Here is a 14,859-nt window from a genome sequence, read left to right as displayed (position 1 = left end):
GTTAGCCGAGCGCACAAAAAGGGTTCCGTGACCGGCAACGACTGGCGTCGCCCGCTCGGCGCCGAGTCGGCTGTCCCCGTCGGGAGCGGCGCTACGCCAGCCAGTCGGGCAGATCGTTAATCGAGGGCAGAACGGCCGTCGCGCCGGCGTCCTCGTACTTTTGCCGTCCCGCATCGCCGGTGAGCCCGCCGGTCAGGACGCCGACGCCGAGATACTCGCGGTCGGGGTCGGCCTCGTCGGCGTTGACCGCCGTCCGAACGTCGTCGAGCGTGTCGCCGACGAACGCGACCGTCTCGGCGTCGAAGCGCTCGGCCAGCGTCGTCAGCGCCTTCGGGTGGGGCTTGCCCTCTTCCCAGTCGTCCATCGTGAACCGGTGTTCGTCGGGAATCGCCAGTCCGACACGGTCGAGGGCGATGTCGGCCTCCGCGGCGGGCCGGCCGGTGACGACGCCGATATCGAACTCCGAAACGAGCGCCTCGCGTGTGGCGTCGTCGAGCAACACCGGCTCGTCATTAATATAGCCAGACGCGTCGCCGTCGGGCGTTCTGTCCTCCAGTTCGCGGTAGAGGTCGCTGCCGAGGTAGAGTTGCTGGAACACGTCGCGCAGTCGGTCGGGGGTCCAGCGCTCTGCCACGACGCCCCAGTCGTCGGCGTCGAGAGCGTCCCGCACCACGGCTTCGGCGGCGTCGAGCCCGCCGCCGCGGTCGGCGATGGCGTCGGTGAACGCCTCGATGTCGCGGTCGTACCCCTCGCGGGCGGCCAGCACGTACAGCGCGGCCGCGTCGGTCAGCTCCCAGTCGTTGTTGAACCCGCCGGCGTCCTTGAACTGCTGTATCGCCGCCTTCGGGATCGTCTCGCCGTACACTACGTCGACCGACTCGACGATCGCCCGGCGGTACGAGTCCGCAACGTCGACCAGCACGCCGTCGACGTCGAGGACGACGGCGTCGACCGCGGCGTCTGCTCGCTCCTCGTTCATGTCGGGCACGAAGCGGGGCGGCACTAAGGACGTGTCGGGTTCGGACAGACGATCACGGTCGGCGATCGCAGCAGGAACGGACTGCCCTCAGGAACGGGGCGGAACGTAGAGGTTGACCGTCTCGAACGGCTCGTCGCCGTCGTTGGTGATCTCGTGGCCTTCGCCGGCTTCGATGCAGAGCAGGTCGCCGGCCGCGACGCGGCTCTCTTCGTCCTCGACGGTCACGAGTGCGGTGCCCGCGGCGACGAACAGCCACTGGTCGCTGTCGGGGTGGCGGTTGTCGGGGCCGCCGACGGTGCGGCCCGGTTCGACTGTCATCTCGGCGGCCTGGGCGTCGTCGGTTTCGAGGACGACCTCGAAGTAGCGGTCGAAATCGAGCGAAGCGCGCTTCACGAACAGGGGTTCGACCTGCGGGATAGAATCGGTTTCGACTCAGTCGTCGCCCGCTGCCGCCGCGCCGGGAGTGGCGCCGTCGTCGGTAACGTCGGCGTCGCGCCAGCCGCCGCGCTTGTACCACGCGTACGCGACGAGCGCGCCGACGGTGTTCGAGACCGCGAAGGCGAGCCAGATGCCAGACGGCCCCATCAGATTCGCGCCGATCCAAGCGACGGGCAGGCGGATTCCGCCGAGCATCAACACGGAGATGGTGGCGGCGGTCATCGTCTTTCCGGCGCCGCGGAAGCTCCCCGTGTAGGCCCGCATGACGCCGATGAAGCCAAAGGAGAGCGCGACGTAGCGGAGGAACTGGGCGCCCACTTCGACGACCCGATCGGCGTTTGCCTGATCGGCGCCGACGAACACCGAGATGATCGGCTCGGGCACGAAGAACACGAGGACGCCGACGGCCGCCAGAATGCCAAACAGCGTCTTTGCGGCTAGTCCGGCAGCCGTCTCGGCCCGATCGGGCTTGCCGGCGCCGATGTTCTGGCCGGTCATCGTCTCGACGCCGCGGGCGACCGCGATCGCCGGCAGGAAGATCACCGAGAACACCCGCGTCCCGATGCTGTAGGCCGCGATCACCGGGTCCGAAAACATCGCCACGATCACCAGCAGGAGGTTGATCGAGAGCGCGCGGCCGGTCCCTTCGATCGACGCCGGGACGCCGATGCGAAGCAGTTTGGGAATGTACCCGACGTTAGGCCACATCTGCGAGAGATTGATCTCGATACCCCGGCGCCCGCTGAACATGATCGCGAGCCCGACGACAAGCGCCAGCGCGCGGGAGAACACCGTTGCGATGGCGGCGCCTTGGATACCCGATCCCGTGTAGCCGGTCAGCGCGAGCAGGTCGGCCTGCAGGCCGCCGAGGCCCAGCATCGTAAACAGCGGGTTCCCCTCGAAGCCGAAGATGAGGAACGGGTCGAGGACGATGTTGAGCACGACCGAGCCGAACATCACCAGCATCGGCGTGATCGTGTCACCTGAGCCGCGCATCAGCGCGATAAAGACGAAAAAGCCGAACATGAAGACGAGGCCGAGCGAGATGACCTCCATGTAGCTGGTCGCAAGCGGGAGCACGTCCGCCGACGCGCCCAGCAGTTCGAGGAACACGTCGACGAGGAAGTAGCCGGCTACACCGAGTACAACGGCGGCCAGCAGCGAGAACGTAATAGTCTGCGAGGCGGCGTATTCCGCGCGCTCTCGTTCCTCGGCGCCGATATGCTGGGCGACCAGCACGCTTCCGGCGACCGACAGCCCCATTCCCAGCGCGATCAGCAGGAACACCATCGGGAACGCGAAGCCGATCGCCGCCAGCGCGTCCGTGCTGTAGCGTCCCAGCCAGAACGTATCGGCGAGGTTGTAGGCGGTCTGGAGGAGGTTCGTCACGACGATCGGCAGCGACAAGTAAAACAGCGGCTTCCCGATCTCGCCGTCGGTGAGATCGAACTCCTCGCGGCTCTTGAACAACGCACCCAACCGGTCGAGCAGACTCACCGCCGTCCACCCCTCGCGTCGGCGTCGCTACGCGAGCGACGCGCCCCGGGCTCGTCCGTGAGAGTTTCGTGTAGCGACCTCATCGTTCGTGTCCCGACTAACTGACTCATCAGTCAGTCCGTAACTACACTGACTAACCAGTCAGCCAAAAGCGTTGGGAAACGAGACGGTACGTGAGAGCAGGTAGCAGGCGACGAATCGTACTGCGGGCGGGCCTTACGTCACGAGATAGTGCGGATCGTCTTCGATACGGGGAGCCAGTGCGTGGCGCAGTTCGCGCGCCTCGAACGCGAACAGATCCAGTCCGTTCAGTTCGTGATGTTCGAGGACGCCATCTTGCTGGAGGTCGTCTTTGATCTTCGCCCGGTTCCACGTGATCGGGCGCTCGTACTCGTGGGATCGCTGGGTGACGGACTCGTGGGTCGAATCGTCGTAGTAAATGATGCCCTCGTAGTCGGTGGTCGTCACGTAGGGAACGTCGAGCAACACTTCGAGATAGTGGATCTGCGCCGCCCGAATCCAGTTCGTGCCAACGTCAAGAATCAGTACGTTGTCCCGATCGAGCGCGCCGAAACAACCATCGGGTGACCACGTGTCATGATGGTCGCAGTCCTCGAATCGGTAGTCCCCGCGGACGAGAATCGAGTTCGTCGCGTCGTCGGTCCGATAGTCACAGTCGTCCAGAAACAGCGTCGAAAAGGTTCCGTATTTCGGGACCGAGTAGTTCTTGTGATACACGCGGCCGTCGGGGTTGCGAAACGACGGGGTAAAGCCCTGAACGAGAACGTTCTCGAAGTGCGCGTCGAGCCTATCGCGAAGGAACTCGTATGGATCGCAGTTGAACGCCGATTTGACATCGCTGAGCCCGACGTGGACGAACACCGTCGGGTGCTCATCGTACTGCTCGAAGACGGCGTCCAGTGCCGACTCGGGAACGGCGTCGACGTCCGACGACCGGAGTTGGCGCCGCGCCGTCATCACCGCTCTGTTGCCGACGACTCGTACGTCACGATACGTACGAGCTGCCATCGACCCCGGGTCGATAGCGTCGGGACGCTCTAGCGACGGCCGACGTTCGAACATGGCCGAGCGTACCTGACCCATTGCCTTTGTCATTGTGCGCTTATACGCCGTGGGCGGCGGCTAACGTCCGGCTTCTACACTAGCTGTGACGAAACGAACAGGGCTGTTGGTAGACGTCTCGACTCGCTGTGGCGCCTCTCACTCAAAGGTGAATGCCGCCGGATCGTTCGACCGACACACCTCCCCGCTGGGATGCCGAGCGACGGCGACCGATCCCGCGTCGTGGGCTTGCGCGAACCGCCGGATCGGCGTCTCGTCGGCGAACGCGTCCGGAGCGTCGACGTTGATCCGATCCGTCATCCCGTCTGACTGAAGACAGGTCCACCCTGACAGCGCGAGCGCGACCTTCGGATCCCGATCCTCCCGGTCGGGAGCGACCATCGCCCGGAGGCGCTCGTGCATGCCCGAGGGCACCACGTACGCCGTTCCCTCGGGGGAGATGGCGACCTGTCGAGCGCCGAAGTCACCGTCGACCGGCGGGAACGGGATGGTCACGGGCTCAGTCCAGACTGACGTTGATCGATTTGGTCTGCGTGTAGTGCTCGACGGCTTCCTGTGCGGTTTCGCGGCCGATTCCCGACTGCTTGTAGCCGCCGAAGGGCTGACCGGCCGGGAAGTCGTTGTAGGTGTTGACCCAGATCTGGCCGGCCTCGATGTCTTTCGCGCACTGGTGTGCTTTGGTGAGGTCCTCCGTGAGAATGCCCGCAGCGAGTCCGTAGTCGACATCGTTTGCGAGCTCGATCATCTCGTCGTAGTCGCTCCACGAGAACACCTCTTGGACGGGGCCGAAAATCTCTTCCTGCACTGCCCGGTTGTCATGGTCGATCTGGTCGATCAGCGTCGGGGCGACGAAGCAGCCGTCCGAGAGCGCCTCGTCGTCGGGCTGGCTTCCGCCGGTGACGAAGGCTGCACCGGATTCTTCGGCCTCTTCGATGTAGCCCATCGTCCGCTCGACCTGTTCGGCGGTCACTTTCGGGCCGAGATCCGTCGATTCGAGCAGCGGGTCGTCGACGGTCATCTCCTCGGCGGCCGCAGCGAGTTCGTCGAGGAACTCGTCTTTGATCTCCTCGTGGACGAACAGCCGCGAGCCCGCACAGCAACACTCGCCGGTGTTGAAGAAGATCGCGGTGATCGTCGTCTGGACGGCCTGCTCCAGATCCGCGTCGGGGAAGACGACCAGCGGGCTCTTGCCGCCCAGCTCTAAGGTGATGTCGGTGATGTTCTCGGCGGCGTTTTTCATCACTTCGCTCCCGATCTCGGTCGAGCCGGTAAAGGCCAGCTTTCGGATGTCGCCGTGGTTCGAGAGGGGTTCGCCGGCGTCGGGACCGAACCCGGTGACGACGTTGACAACGCCCTCGGGGAGCACGTCGTCGGCTTCCTCCATCAGTTTGAGGATGGTCAGCGGCGTCTCCTCGGCGGGTTTGAGCACGACCGTATTGCCGGCGGCCAGCGCCGGGCCGAGTTTCCACGCGGCCATCAACAGCGGGAAGTTCCACGGGATGATCTGGCCGACGACGCCGTAGGGCTCTCGGAGCGTCTGGAGATGCCGGCTATCGTCGGTGTCGACAGTTCGCCCCTCGTGAGCGCGGGCGATCCCGGCGAAATACCGGAAGTGGTCGGCGACCAACCCCATGTCGATACGGGCCTCTGCGATCGGCTTCCCGTTGTCGAGCGATTCGAGGCGGGCGAAGTCCTCTTTGTTCTCCTCGACGCGGTCGGCGAGCGCCTCCAGCATCGCCTGCCGATCGGCGTCCGAATAGTCGCTATAGATGTCCTCGTAGGCCTCCCACGCGGCGTCGACGGCTCGGTCGATGTCCTCGGCGTTGCCGGCCTCTACTTCCGCGAGCGTCTCGCCCGTCGTCGGATCGGTGGTCTCGAACGTCTCGCCGGACGCGCTCTGGACCCACTCCCCTCCGATATACAGTTCCCGGTGGTCCGGGAGCACCTCGCTTGCGGCCTGCTCGTGTCGCTGCTTGATTGTGGATTTTCGCTCCGTCGAAGACTGTGTATCGTCATCAACTGACATACAATATGAGATACTGTAGATTTAATCATAAATGTCGGGTGCGGGTGAATATTATCGACTGAACAGACAGTATAAACTGGTAACCCACACCAGTTACAGCAAGACTGCAACGATCCGAAACCGGACGAGGTGACTATTCGCCCGGCGAAATCGAGATGCAGTCGCCAAGCTCGGGCGCGCTCGCAACGTAGCCGTCTTCTCGAAGCTCGTCCGCGAACTGCTCACAGCGGTCGCCGTGGTTCACGAGAATCCGGGCGTCTCGGTACGAGTCGAGAAGGTCGAGAATCCCGTCTCGGTCTGCGTGGGCCGAGAAGTCGTACCACTCGACCTGCGCGCTGACCGGCATTACGCGCCCGTCGATCTCCGCGCGACCCGAATCGAGGAGTTCCCGTCCGGGCGTCCCCTCGACTTGATAGCCAGTCAGGGCGATCGTGTTGGTCGGTCGGCCCTTGATCTCGGGGATGTACGTCATCGCCGGGCCGCCCGAGAGCATCCCGCTGGTCGTGACGATCACGGTGTTCTGGTCGGCGATGCGTTTGCGCTGTCCGTCGCGGCCCGTGACGAACCGGGCGTGGGACGTTGCGCCCTGCAGCGCGTCGGCGCCCCGGACGAACTCGGGGTAGTTGCCGAGCATGCGCGTCACCTCTTTGCCCATCCCGTCGACGTAGCAGTCGAGGTCGTAGGCGTCACAGACCAGCAGCATCTCTTGGGTACGGCCGATGGCGAAGGCCGGGACGACGACCGTGCCGCCCTCCCAGAGCGTCGTCTCGACGCTCTCGGCGAATCGCCTCTCGATGTCGCTCCGGGGCTCGTGGGACACGTCGGAATAGGTGCTCTCACAGAGCACGACATCGGCGTCCGGCCGCGCAGTAGTTCCAGAAACGAGTCGCTGGTCCTCGGTGTGAAAGTCGGCCGTGTAGAACAGTCGCGTCTCGCCGTCGTCGACGAGCACGTGCGCCGAGCCGGGGATGTGGCCGGCGTTGAAAAACGTCACCTCGTGGCCGGCCGCCTCGAACGTCTCTCGGTAGCCGTGGGTCTCAGAGACCTGCGTGACCCGGCGCACGTCGGTTTCGGTAAACGGACACTGCATCGTCCCGCCGTGGAGTTTCAGCGTGTCCCGAGCGAGCGTCAGCGCGAGCTCTCGCGTCGGCGGCGTCCAGTGGATCGGCGGTCGGTCGCTGCCGCTCAGCAGCGACGGGACCGCGCCGACGTGGTCGAGGTGGCCGTGGGAGGCGACGACGGCGTCGGGATCGACATCGCCCACCGGGTACTGCGGCGGATTCCCCGTCAGGACGCCGTAATCGAGCAACAGCGAGTCGTTGACGAGGATCGCGCTGCGGCCGACCTCGCGGGCGCCGCCGAGAAACCGAAGGTCCATCGCCAAGAGATAGCGATTCGTCCCGTTTGACGCCGTCGATCAGCGGCCGGCACAGCCTCACGCGGCGAACGCGGTTTCAATACGCTTTTGAGTCGCGGTCGTTTCCTTTCTCGCATGGCAAGCTTTCAGGTCGTCGTCGCAGACCCCGAGACGGGCGCGACGTACCAGCGCGACGTAGACGGACAGGACGCGAACCGATTCATGGGCCGCTCGCTCGGCGAGGACGTCGACGGCGCCGCCGTCGGCCTCGACGGCTACACGCTCGAACTCACCGGCGGTTCCGACGACGCCGGGCGCCCGATGCGCGCCGACGTGGACGGACCGAACCTGCGCGAAGTGCTCCTGACCGGCGGCGTCGGCTACGAGCCGTCCCGCGACGGCGAGCGCAAGCGCGTCACCGTCCGCGGCGCCGAGGTCAGCGAGGCCGTCGCACAGATCAACGCCAAGATCGCAGAGCACGGCTCCGAGGACGTCGAGGACCTGTTCGGCGAAGGCGGCGACGACGAGGAGTAACGCTCCAATCATTTTCCGGCAAACTGCGCCCGCCAGCGATAGCACCGGGCGAGGCGGCAGCTTGTAGCGCCTGTTTACTCCCTATCAGGCGTCGAATACGGAGTTTCACGGTGCGCATACTAATACGCGAGTCGGCTGACGCCGAGAGACAGTGGGGGAACGGCGTCGCTCCGCGGCGGCCAGTCGAGTCGCCGCACTCGTGCTCGCAGTCGCCATCGCGCTCGGAGTGGCGACGGCGTCGGTCGGCGTCGTCGCCGGGAGTGGCGCATCGGCAGACGGCAACGTGAGTGCGGGCGATAGCAGCGACGGCGCCGAGCCGCGAGTCCTCGACGCCTCGGTCCACGTTCTCGACGACGGCCAGCGTGTGCTCGTCGCCGTCGTCGAAGTCGATGGCGCGACCGAGACTGTCGTGACAGAGATCGACGGTAGAAGCGGAACAGCAGTGTTCGACGGTGGAAATGCAACAGCAGCACTCGATGGCGACGATGGGGGTACACACAGTGCGGACCCACCGGACGAGCTACCGCCGTCGATCGAAGCGATCCTTCGGAACGCCTCCGCCGGCGTCCCGGTGGGAACTGTCGACGGGACGCCGCCGAACGGCTCGACGCCGGCGGCCGGCGAGTCCGGAGCGGTCGACGGCAGCCTGATCGAGTGGCCGACCGTTCCCGGGTGGCTTCGATCGCCGCCGCCGGCGCTGACCGAGGCAGTCTCGTGGACGCCGACGTTCGGCGGGGGATGGCTGCTGCCCGGCGTGCTCGGGACGTTCGGCGTGACGATGGCGACGCTCGGCCTCGGCGCACTCGCGGTCTGGCGACGCACATTTTAAACGGCGGGAGCGCAGAGAACGAGCCGATGGCAGACCGCGTCGCCTCCGACCACGCTTCGGTCACGACCGTCCGCGCAACGCTGGCCCGTCGCGGCGCGACGCGACGCCCGGCGATCGAACTCCCCGACGAGCACGCCGACGAGCAAAGCTCGTCGAGCCCCGACTCGGCGTCGCCTCGTCGGGACGCCGACGCGTTCCCCGCGGGCGAGGTCGTCCGGCTCGTGATCGACGGGGACGAGCGCTACGCCAAGATCGAGGAGTACGCCGGCGACCGCTCGATCCCGGGCGCCTACGACGCACCGTCGTTCGCGCGCGACCCGGGCTCGGCGTCGAACCGGCTCGTCGAGTGGACCGACTCGGCGGGGCTCGAACTCGGCCAGTCGGTGCTCGTCGACGTGATCGAGGAGGGGTTCAAGTACGGCGTCCGCGAGCCCGGCGAGCGCGTGTTCTACGACGCGACCGAGTCGCCCGACGACAGTCTGGCGTCGATCGCAAAGCAACTGGAGGACCGATGAGCGCACCACACGCAGGATGAGCGGAACACTTCGCCGGCTGACGAAACTACATCACTACCACTACCCCGTCGTCGGCGTCGTCGGGCTGGTGTACACCGTCGCGTTCCACGGTCCGGGTACCCACCAGCTCAGCATCGGGCCGGTCGAGTTCGACGCGTTTTACGCCGCAGTCATCGGCTTCGGGGCGCTGATAGTGTTCTCGCTGACCGATGGCTACTACGACGCCGCGGAGTACGGGATCGACGAGTCCGAGGAGTGACTACTCGTCTGGAAATTTCGGCTCGCGCTTCTCGGCGCACCCCACTGCGTTCGGAGCACAGCCACCGCCCGCTCGTGCCAGCGGGTACGTTCCGTTATGTACGTCTCATAGCAACTCTTAGGTAGGATGGTTGACGATTCCGAAAGGATGCCCTCCATTCATCGACGATCACTGCTTGCAGGCTCAGGTGCAGCACTCCTCGGTGCTGCCGGCTGTACCGCCCGGAGTTCGTCGCCGACGCTGGCCCACTGGGTAACAGTGTACCTGTCCGACCGCGAGGCGACGTACGATGTCACCGTCACGGTTCGAGACGACGGTGGCGACGCCGTCTTCGAGAAGGACTACGCGCTCTCGGACAGCAACGAGGCCGACGAGGACGCGCCGTTCCCCAAATCGGCCGAGCCCGAAACAGTCGTCGTGACAGTCGACGGCACCCGGTTCGAGCGCGACTGGCCGGGATTCGAACAGCCCGGACTCCCCTGCGACGGCTCAAACTCGTCCGGGATCGAATTGTGGATCGACAGCGGTCAGGACGGAAGTCCGACCCTCCGCATGGAAGCAGACTGCCAGCACGTCACGATGGAGTGAGGGCTCGGCGGGCTACTTACTCCTCGGGATATTTCGGCTCGCGCTTCTCGGCACGTTCCAAGGCCGTCTCGATCACGTCCGTCACGTCCCCGTGGAACTCGCCGCCGTGACCGGCGTACATGTACTCGACCGAGCTTGGTAGCCGATCCAGAATGCGCTCGATGCTCTCGATTTCTACCTCGCGGGACTGGCCGGGCCGGTCGGTCCGACCGAAGCTCCCGTAGTCAAAGGCGCCGTCGTCGTGGACGACCACGTCGCCGCTGAAGATCGTCGAGTCGCTGATCAGCGAGACGTGGTCGTCGGCGTGGCCCGGCGTGTGGACGACCTCGAAGGACTCGTCGCCGATCGCCACCGTATCGCCGTCAGCGAGTTCATCGGTTCGGCGCGGGTGGTCGGCGTAGGCGTACAGGTCGGCGTCGAACGCGTCGAGTACGGCGTCGAGTTCTTGGACGTGGTCGCCGTGCTGGTGGGTGAGCACGACGGCGTCCAGCGAGTCGGTGTGCTCCGAGACCACGTCCTCGACGCCCGGCATCGCTCCGGCGTCGACCAGCACGTCGCGCTCGCCCAGCGCGAGATAGGCGTTGCAGGTGAAACTGTCGGCGTCTTCGGTGACGGTGACGACCTCCATGCGCGAGTCGACGGGCGCCAGCGTCGAAAGCGGTGGGGTTCCGGCGAGTGGCCATCGGCGTCGCACGGAGCGGCGGCGTCGCACTGACGCCGAAGACCAGCAGGCTACGCCTTCTCCAGCACGAAGTAGTAGTGCCCGCCCTCGTCGTCGACGCCGTACAGCGTCTCGACGGACCACGGCGTGCCGGCGACGATGGCATCGAGCGCGGCGGGCGAGACCATGAACAGGGTGATCGGCTCACCGACCGCGCCGTCGTAGACGGTTCGGAACGTCCGCGTTGCAGTCCCATCCGAGACATCGCCGAGGTACTCGCGGAACTCGGCCGGCGCCGCGGTTGGGTCGGAAACGTCCGCGATCAGCCGTCCGTCAGGACCGGTGAGTTCGGCAAAGGCGTCGAGCAGATCCCGAACACCCTCCCGGTCGCCGCCGACGCCGATCTGCTGGCCGGCGACCAGCACGGTGTCGAAGGCGTCTTCGAACAGCGCGGGATCACCCATGTCGCCGACGACGGCGCGCTCGACGCCGCGGTCGCGCGCCACCGCGACGGCGCCGGGGCTGCGGTCGATCCCCACGACATCGTTCCCGCGATCCTGCAGCCAGAGCGCCGTTCGGCCGACTCCACAGCCGGCGTCGAGCACCCGGCCACGAACGTCCGCGAGCGCGTCGTGTTCGACCTCCGGCCACGCTTCCGGGCCGGTGAAATACCACTCCAAGGGCGCCTCGCTCTCCTCGCCGTCGTCGCGGCGATGACGTGGCTGTTCGACGAGGTCGCCCTCGTGGTAGTCGACGACCATGCGGCCGAACGAACCGGAGCGCTCGCGCGCGGACGAATCCATGACTGAGGAGGAGGGTTCTCGGGGAGGTCACTTCAGCGATTCGGCGGGCGGAAGAAACGATCAGGACGGCGGCCGACCCCGCGAGCGCGGCGGGACGCCGGCGGCGACCGCGCCCGCAAAGGAACAAGATTTTAAGCTACGGTCGGGTAGATGCGCCCACTATGGGTAAGAAATCGAAGGCCAAGAAGAAGCGCCTCTCCAAGCTGGAGCGCCAGAACAGCCGCGTTCCCGCATGGGTCATGCTGAAGACGGACCGCGAAGTCACCCGCAACCCCAAGCGTCGCAACTGGCGGCGACAGAACACTGACGAATAATGAGCGCCGGAGACTTCGAGGAACGGGTCATGACCGTTCCCCTGCGTGACGCCAAGGCCGCCCCCAACCACGAGCGCGCCGACAAGGCGATGAAGCTGCTGCGCGAGCACCTCGCCAAGCACTTCTCCGTCGAGGGCGAGCAGGTTCGTCTGGACCCCTCGATCAACGAGGCGCTCTGGTCCCAGAGCCGCAAGAACCCGCCGAGCAAGCTCCGCGTGCGCGCCGCCCGCTTCGAGGAAGAGGGCGAGGCAATCGTCGAAGCCGAACACGCAGAGTAACTTTGCTCCGCGCCGCGTTCACCGGATCGGCGTACGTCGGCGTCTTCGCGCGCGCCACCAACGATCAGCTGTTGGTCCGCCCCGACGCCGACGACGACCTGATCGAGGAACTGGGCGACGAACTCGGCGTGTCGGTCACGCCGACGACAGTCGCGGGCTCGTCGACCGTCGGCGCGCTCGTCACCGGCAACGAGAACGGCCTGCTCGTCAGCAGTCGCGTCACCGACCGCGAGCGCGACCGCCTCGAGTCTGCTGTCGACGTGCCCGTCGTCGAGCTTCCCGGTCGGATCAACGCCGCCGGCAACGTCGTGCTCGCAAACGACTACGGCGCGTACGTCCACCCCGACCTGCCCGAGGAAGCGCTCGACGCGGTCGAGACCGCGCTCGAAGTGCCCGTCGAACAGGGCGAGCTTGCGGGCGTGCGCACCGTCGGCACTGCCGCGGTCGCCAACGACAGAGGCGTGCTCTGTCACCCCAAGACCTCCGATCCCGAACTCGACTACCTCGAAGAGCTGCTCGATGTCCACGCCGACGTCGGGACGATCAACTACGGCGCACCGCTGGTCGGTTCCGGGCTGATCGCCAACGACCACGGCTACGTCGTCGGCGAGGACACGACCGGCCCCGAACTCGGCCGGATCGAAGACGCGCTGGGTTATATCGACTGATCGAGCCGGATCGACCGCGACGACGCCGCTTTCCCGCGATTTTTCTCGCCCCAACCGTCGAGCGCCAGCCCGATGCGGAAGGGAAGATTCTTCCGACTCCCCGACGCAGTCTATGGCATGAACCAGTTTACGGTTAGTGGACGGTTCGAGGCCCGCGACGGGTGGGAAACGTTCCAGACCGAGATCGAGGCGGAGAACGACAGCGTCGCACGCGAGTACGTGCTGTCGAACTTCGGCAGCCGACACGGACTCAAGCGCCGCCAGATCGAGATCGACGAGGTGGCACAATGATGGGCGGTGGCGGCGGTCAGCAGCAACTCCAGGAGATGAGCCAGCAGCTCCAAGAGCTCCAAGAGCAGATCGAAGGGCTCGAGGAGGAAGTCGACTCCCTCGAAGCCGAGCAGTCCGAGGTCGACGAGGCCATCGAGGCAATCGAGACGCTGGAGACCGGCTCGACGGTGCAGGTCCCGCTGGGCGGCGACGCGTACGTCCGCGCCGAGGTTCAGGACATCGACGAGGTCGTCGTCGGTCTCGGCGGCGGCTACGCCGCAGAGCAGAACCAGAACGACGCCATCGACACGCTCGAGAGCAAAAAGGAGACCCTCGACGACCGCATCGAGGAGGTCAACGAGGAGATCAGCGAGGTCGAGGCCGAAAGCGAGCAGCTCGAACAGAAGGCCCAGCAGCTCCAGCAACAGCAGATGCAACAGCAGATGCAGCAGATGCAGGAGCAGGAAGGCGACGAAGAGTAGCGCATGTTCGATAGCCTGAAGGAGAAACTCGGAAGCTTCCGGGAGGACGTCGAGGAGTCCGCCGAGGAGAAGGCGGCCGACGAGGAAGCCGAGGCCGACGAGGCCGAGACAGTCGCCGAGGAAGATGCAGAGACGGCTGCCGACGCGCAGTCGGATGCGGCTGCCGACGCCCAAAGCGGCGACGCCACGGCGTCCCGGTCCGAGGCGGCCCAGCCTGAGGGCACCGATACGCGGAGCGACGCCGAAGCGAACTCTGACGCCGGCGCAGCCGCGTCGCCGTCCGACGCCGACTCGCCGAGCGGCGGCGCCGATGTCGCCGGTGCGGTCACCGACACGGTCGAGGAAGATGACGACGACGGTCCCGGCTTCGCGAAGCGCGCGAAGTCGTTCGCCACGGGCCAGACCGTCATCGAGGAAGAAGACCTCGAAGCGCCGCTCGAAGAGTTAGAGATGGCGCTGCTCCAGAGCGACGTGGAGTTCAGCGTCGCCCAAGAGATCATGACGACGCTGCGCGAGGAGTTGGTCGGCGAGACCCACCGCTTCACGAAGTCGACCACCGGCGTCGTCCAGCGCGCGCTCAAAAACGCCCTGCTGGAGGTCATCAGCGTCGGGCAGTTCGACTTCGACGAGCGCGTCGCAGAGGCCGACAAGCCCCTGACGATCGTCTTCACAGGAGTCAACGGCGTCGGCAAGACGACTTCGATCGCCAAGCTCGCGCGCTACTTCGAGGAGCGCGGGCTCTCGACGGTGCTGGCCAACGGCGACACCTACCGCGCCGGGGCCAACGAGCAGATCGAGGAGCACGCCGACGCGCTCGACAAGAAGATCATCACCCACGAGCAGGGCGGCGACCCCGCCGCGGTGATCTACGACGCCGTCGAGTACGCCGAGGCCAACGACGTGGATGTCGTGCTGGGCGACACGGCAGGTCGGCTCCACACCAGCGACGACCTGATGGAACAGCTCTCGAAGATCGACCGCGTGGTCGAGCCCGACATGACGCTGTTCGTCGACGAGGCCGTCGCCGGCCAAGACGCCGTCCAGCGCGCCAAGCAGTTCAACGACGCCGCCGAGATCGACGGCGCCATCCTGACGAAGGCCGACGCCGACGCCCAGGGCGGCGCTGCGATCTCGATCGCCCACGTGACGGGCAAGCCGATCCTCTTTTTGGGGACCGGCCAAGGCTACGACGACATCGAGCAGTTCGAGCCCGAGGATCTCGTCGACCGCCTGCTCGGCATCGACGGGTAATCCTGCTTTTGCGGTTTCGGGAACACC

20 protein-coding genes are annotated in these 14,859 nt (G+C 66.0%); 11 read left to right on the top strand and 9 right to left on the bottom strand.

Going from position 1 to position 14,859, the window contains the following annotated elements; genetic code table 11:
- Positions 1-91: 91 nt before the first annotated feature.
- The 7 genes from CRO01_RS06840 to CRO01_RS06810 all read right to left on the bottom strand — a co-directional run bounded on the left by CRO01_RS06840 (position 92) and on the right by CRO01_RS06810 (position 7,401).
- A complete protein-coding gene (locus tag CRO01_RS06840; protein WP_097008403.1) occupies positions 92-979 on the bottom strand; it encodes a TIGR01548 family HAD-type hydrolase in 888 nt (295 codons plus the stop codon).
- Positions 980-1,066: 87 nt separating this feature from the next.
- Positions 1,067-1,372, bottom strand: coding sequence for a cupin domain-containing protein (locus CRO01_RS06835; RefSeq protein WP_097008402.1), 306 nt, complete (start codon positions 1,370-1,372; stop codon positions 1,067-1,069).
- 39 nt (positions 1,373-1,411) lie between these two features.
- Positions 1,412-2,914, bottom strand: a complete 1,503-nt coding sequence (locus tag CRO01_RS06830; protein WP_097008401.1) for an MATE family efflux transporter — start codon at positions 2,912-2,914, stop codon at positions 1,412-1,414.
- Between the two features lie 216 nt (positions 2,915-3,130).
- Entirely contained in the window at positions 3,131-3,943 is an 813-nt protein-coding gene (locus tag CRO01_RS06825; protein ID WP_179747421.1) for an AAC(3) family N-acetyltransferase, read from the bottom strand.
- Between the two features lie 192 nt (positions 3,944-4,135).
- Complete coding sequence (locus tag CRO01_RS06820) at positions 4,136-4,492, bottom strand: hypothetical protein (protein WP_097008399.1); 357 nt, start codon at positions 4,490-4,492, stop codon at positions 4,136-4,138.
- Positions 4,493-4,496: 4 nt separating this feature from the next.
- Positions 4,497-6,023, bottom strand: a complete 1,527-nt coding sequence (locus CRO01_RS06815) for an aldehyde dehydrogenase family protein (RefSeq protein ID WP_097008398.1) — start codon at positions 6,021-6,023, stop codon at positions 4,497-4,499.
- A gap of 133 nt (positions 6,024-6,156) precedes the next feature.
- Positions 6,157-7,401, bottom strand: a complete 1,245-nt coding sequence (locus CRO01_RS06810; protein ID WP_097008397.1) for an MBL fold metallo-hydrolase — start codon at positions 7,399-7,401, stop codon at positions 6,157-6,159.
- 114 nt (positions 7,402-7,515) lie between these two features.
- Between CRO01_RS06810 and CRO01_RS06805 the strand changes: the two genes are divergently transcribed.
- From CRO01_RS06805 to CRO01_RS06785, 5 genes are all read left to right on the top strand, one after another.
- Positions 7,516-7,914 carry a 30S ribosomal protein S6e gene (locus CRO01_RS06805; protein WP_097008396.1) on the top strand — a complete coding sequence of 133 codons (399 nt, stop codon included), beginning with the start codon at positions 7,516-7,518 and terminating at the stop codon, positions 7,912-7,914.
- Positions 7,915-8,065: 151 nt separating this feature from the next.
- The gene (locus CRO01_RS06800) at positions 8,066-8,743 is read left to right on the top strand and encodes a hypothetical protein (RefSeq protein WP_097008395.1); all 678 of its coding nucleotides are present in this window, start codon (positions 8,066-8,068) and stop codon (positions 8,741-8,743) included.
- A gap of 26 nt (positions 8,744-8,769) precedes the next feature.
- A complete protein-coding gene (locus tag CRO01_RS06795) occupies positions 8,770-9,258 on the top strand; it encodes a DUF7112 family protein (RefSeq protein WP_097008394.1) in 489 nt (162 codons plus the stop codon).
- 16 nt (positions 9,259-9,274) lie between these two features.
- A complete protein-coding gene (locus CRO01_RS06790) occupies positions 9,275-9,517 on the top strand; it encodes a hypothetical protein (protein ID WP_097008393.1) in 243 nt (80 codons plus the stop codon).
- Between the two features lie 147 nt (positions 9,518-9,664).
- Positions 9,665-10,105, top strand: a complete 441-nt coding sequence (locus CRO01_RS06785; protein WP_097009144.1) for a hypothetical protein — start codon at positions 9,665-9,667, stop codon at positions 10,103-10,105.
- Between the two features lie 16 nt (positions 10,106-10,121).
- Here the strand turns inward: CRO01_RS06785 and CRO01_RS06780 are convergent, their stop codons facing one another.
- Both CRO01_RS06780 and CRO01_RS06775 read right to left on the bottom strand, forming a co-directional pair.
- A complete protein-coding gene (locus CRO01_RS06780) occupies positions 10,122-10,733 on the bottom strand; it encodes an MBL fold metallo-hydrolase (RefSeq protein ID WP_097008392.1) in 612 nt (203 codons plus the stop codon).
- 104 nt (positions 10,734-10,837) lie between these two features.
- Complete coding sequence (locus CRO01_RS06775) at positions 10,838-11,569, bottom strand: class I SAM-dependent methyltransferase (RefSeq protein WP_097008391.1); 732 nt, start codon at positions 11,567-11,569, stop codon at positions 10,838-10,840.
- Positions 11,570-11,730: 161 nt separating this feature from the next.
- On the opposite strand from CRO01_RS06775, the gene CRO01_RS06770 reads away from it, so the two are divergent.
- The 6 genes from CRO01_RS06770 to ftsY all read left to right on the top strand — a co-directional run bounded on the left by CRO01_RS06770 (position 11,731) and on the right by ftsY (position 14,832).
- Entirely contained in the window at positions 11,731-11,883 is a 153-nt protein-coding gene (locus tag CRO01_RS06770; protein ID WP_097008390.1) for a 50S ribosomal protein L39e, read from the top strand.
- The gene (locus tag CRO01_RS06765; protein WP_097008389.1) at positions 11,883-12,161 is read left to right on the top strand and encodes a 50S ribosomal protein L31e; all 279 of its coding nucleotides are present in this window, start codon (positions 11,883-11,885) and stop codon (positions 12,159-12,161) included. The genes CRO01_RS06770 and CRO01_RS06765 overlap by 1 nt, the downstream gene beginning before the upstream one ends.
- Before the next feature lie 2 nt (positions 12,162-12,163).
- On the top strand, positions 12,164-12,829 hold the full coding sequence (locus tag CRO01_RS06760; RefSeq protein WP_097008388.1) for a translation initiation factor IF-6: 666 nt from the start codon (positions 12,164-12,166) through the stop codon (positions 12,827-12,829).
- Positions 12,830-12,946: 117 nt separating this feature from the next.
- Positions 12,947-13,120, top strand: coding sequence for a 50S ribosomal protein L18Ae (gene rpl18a, locus CRO01_RS06755; RefSeq protein WP_097009143.1), 174 nt, complete (start codon positions 12,947-12,949; stop codon positions 13,118-13,120).
- On the top strand, positions 13,117-13,581 hold the full coding sequence (gene pfdA / locus CRO01_RS06750; RefSeq protein ID WP_097008387.1) for a prefoldin subunit alpha: 465 nt from the start codon (positions 13,117-13,119) through the stop codon (positions 13,579-13,581). The genes rpl18a and pfdA overlap by 4 nt, the downstream gene beginning before the upstream one ends.
- A gap of 3 nt (positions 13,582-13,584) precedes the next feature.
- Positions 13,585-14,832, top strand: a complete 1,248-nt coding sequence (gene ftsY, locus CRO01_RS06745; protein WP_097008386.1) for a signal recognition particle-docking protein FtsY — start codon at positions 13,585-13,587, stop codon at positions 14,830-14,832.
- Positions 14,833-14,859 lie beyond the last annotated feature (27 nt).

The organism is Natronoarchaeum philippinense, from assembly GCF_900215575.1.
Lineage (GTDB): Archaea > Halobacteriota > Halobacteria > Halobacteriales > Natronoarchaeaceae > Natronoarchaeum > Natronoarchaeum philippinense.
The sequence above is the reverse complement of the archived record's forward strand: the minus strand, read 5'-3'. Positions and strand labels throughout refer to the sequence as shown.

What these genes read in the sequence shown, in the direction of transcription:
- CRO01_RS06840 (WP_097008403.1), bottom strand. Translation starts at nt 979, where the DNA reads ATGAACGAGGAGCGAGCAGACGCCGCGGTCGACGCCGTCGTCCTCGAC.
- CRO01_RS06825 (WP_179747421.1), bottom strand. Translation starts at nt 3,943, where the DNA reads ATGGCAGCTCGTACGTATCGTGACGTACGAGTCGTCGGCAACAGAGCG.
- CRO01_RS06815 (WP_097008398.1), bottom strand. Translation starts at nt 6,023, where the DNA reads ATGTCAGTTGATGACGATACACAGTCTTCGACGGAGCGAAAATCCACA.
- CRO01_RS06810 (WP_097008397.1), bottom strand. Translation starts at nt 7,401, where the DNA reads ATGGACCTTCGGTTTCTCGGCGGCGCCCGCGAGGTCGGCCGCAGCGCG.
- CRO01_RS06805 (WP_097008396.1), top strand. Translation starts at nt 7,516, where the DNA reads ATGGCAAGCTTTCAGGTCGTCGTCGCAGACCCCGAGACGGGCGCGACG.
- CRO01_RS06795 (WP_097008394.1), top strand. Translation starts at nt 8,770, where the DNA reads ATGGCAGACCGCGTCGCCTCCGACCACGCTTCGGTCACGACCGTCCGC.
- CRO01_RS06790 (WP_097008393.1), top strand. Translation starts at nt 9,275, where the DNA reads ATGAGCGGAACACTTCGCCGGCTGACGAAACTACATCACTACCACTAC.
- CRO01_RS06785 (WP_097009144.1), top strand. Translation starts at nt 9,665, where the DNA reads ATGCCCTCCATTCATCGACGATCACTGCTTGCAGGCTCAGGTGCAGCA.
- CRO01_RS06780 (WP_097008392.1), bottom strand. Translation starts at nt 10,733, where the DNA reads ATGGAGGTCGTCACCGTCACCGAAGACGCCGACAGTTTCACCTGCAAC.
- CRO01_RS06775 (WP_097008391.1), bottom strand. Translation starts at nt 11,569, where the DNA reads ATGGATTCGTCCGCGCGCGAGCGCTCCGGTTCGTTCGGCCGCATGGTC.
- CRO01_RS06770 (WP_097008390.1), top strand. Translation starts at nt 11,731, where the DNA reads ATGGGTAAGAAATCGAAGGCCAAGAAGAAGCGCCTCTCCAAGCTGGAG.
- CRO01_RS06765 (WP_097008389.1), top strand. Translation starts at nt 11,883, where the DNA reads ATGAGCGCCGGAGACTTCGAGGAACGGGTCATGACCGTTCCCCTGCGT.
- rpl18a (WP_097009143.1), top strand. Translation starts at nt 12,947, where the DNA reads ATGAACCAGTTTACGGTTAGTGGACGGTTCGAGGCCCGCGACGGGTGG.
- pfdA (WP_097008387.1), top strand. Translation starts at nt 13,117, where the DNA reads ATGATGGGCGGTGGCGGCGGTCAGCAGCAACTCCAGGAGATGAGCCAG.
- ftsY (WP_097008386.1), top strand. Translation starts at nt 13,585, where the DNA reads ATGTTCGATAGCCTGAAGGAGAAACTCGGAAGCTTCCGGGAGGACGTC.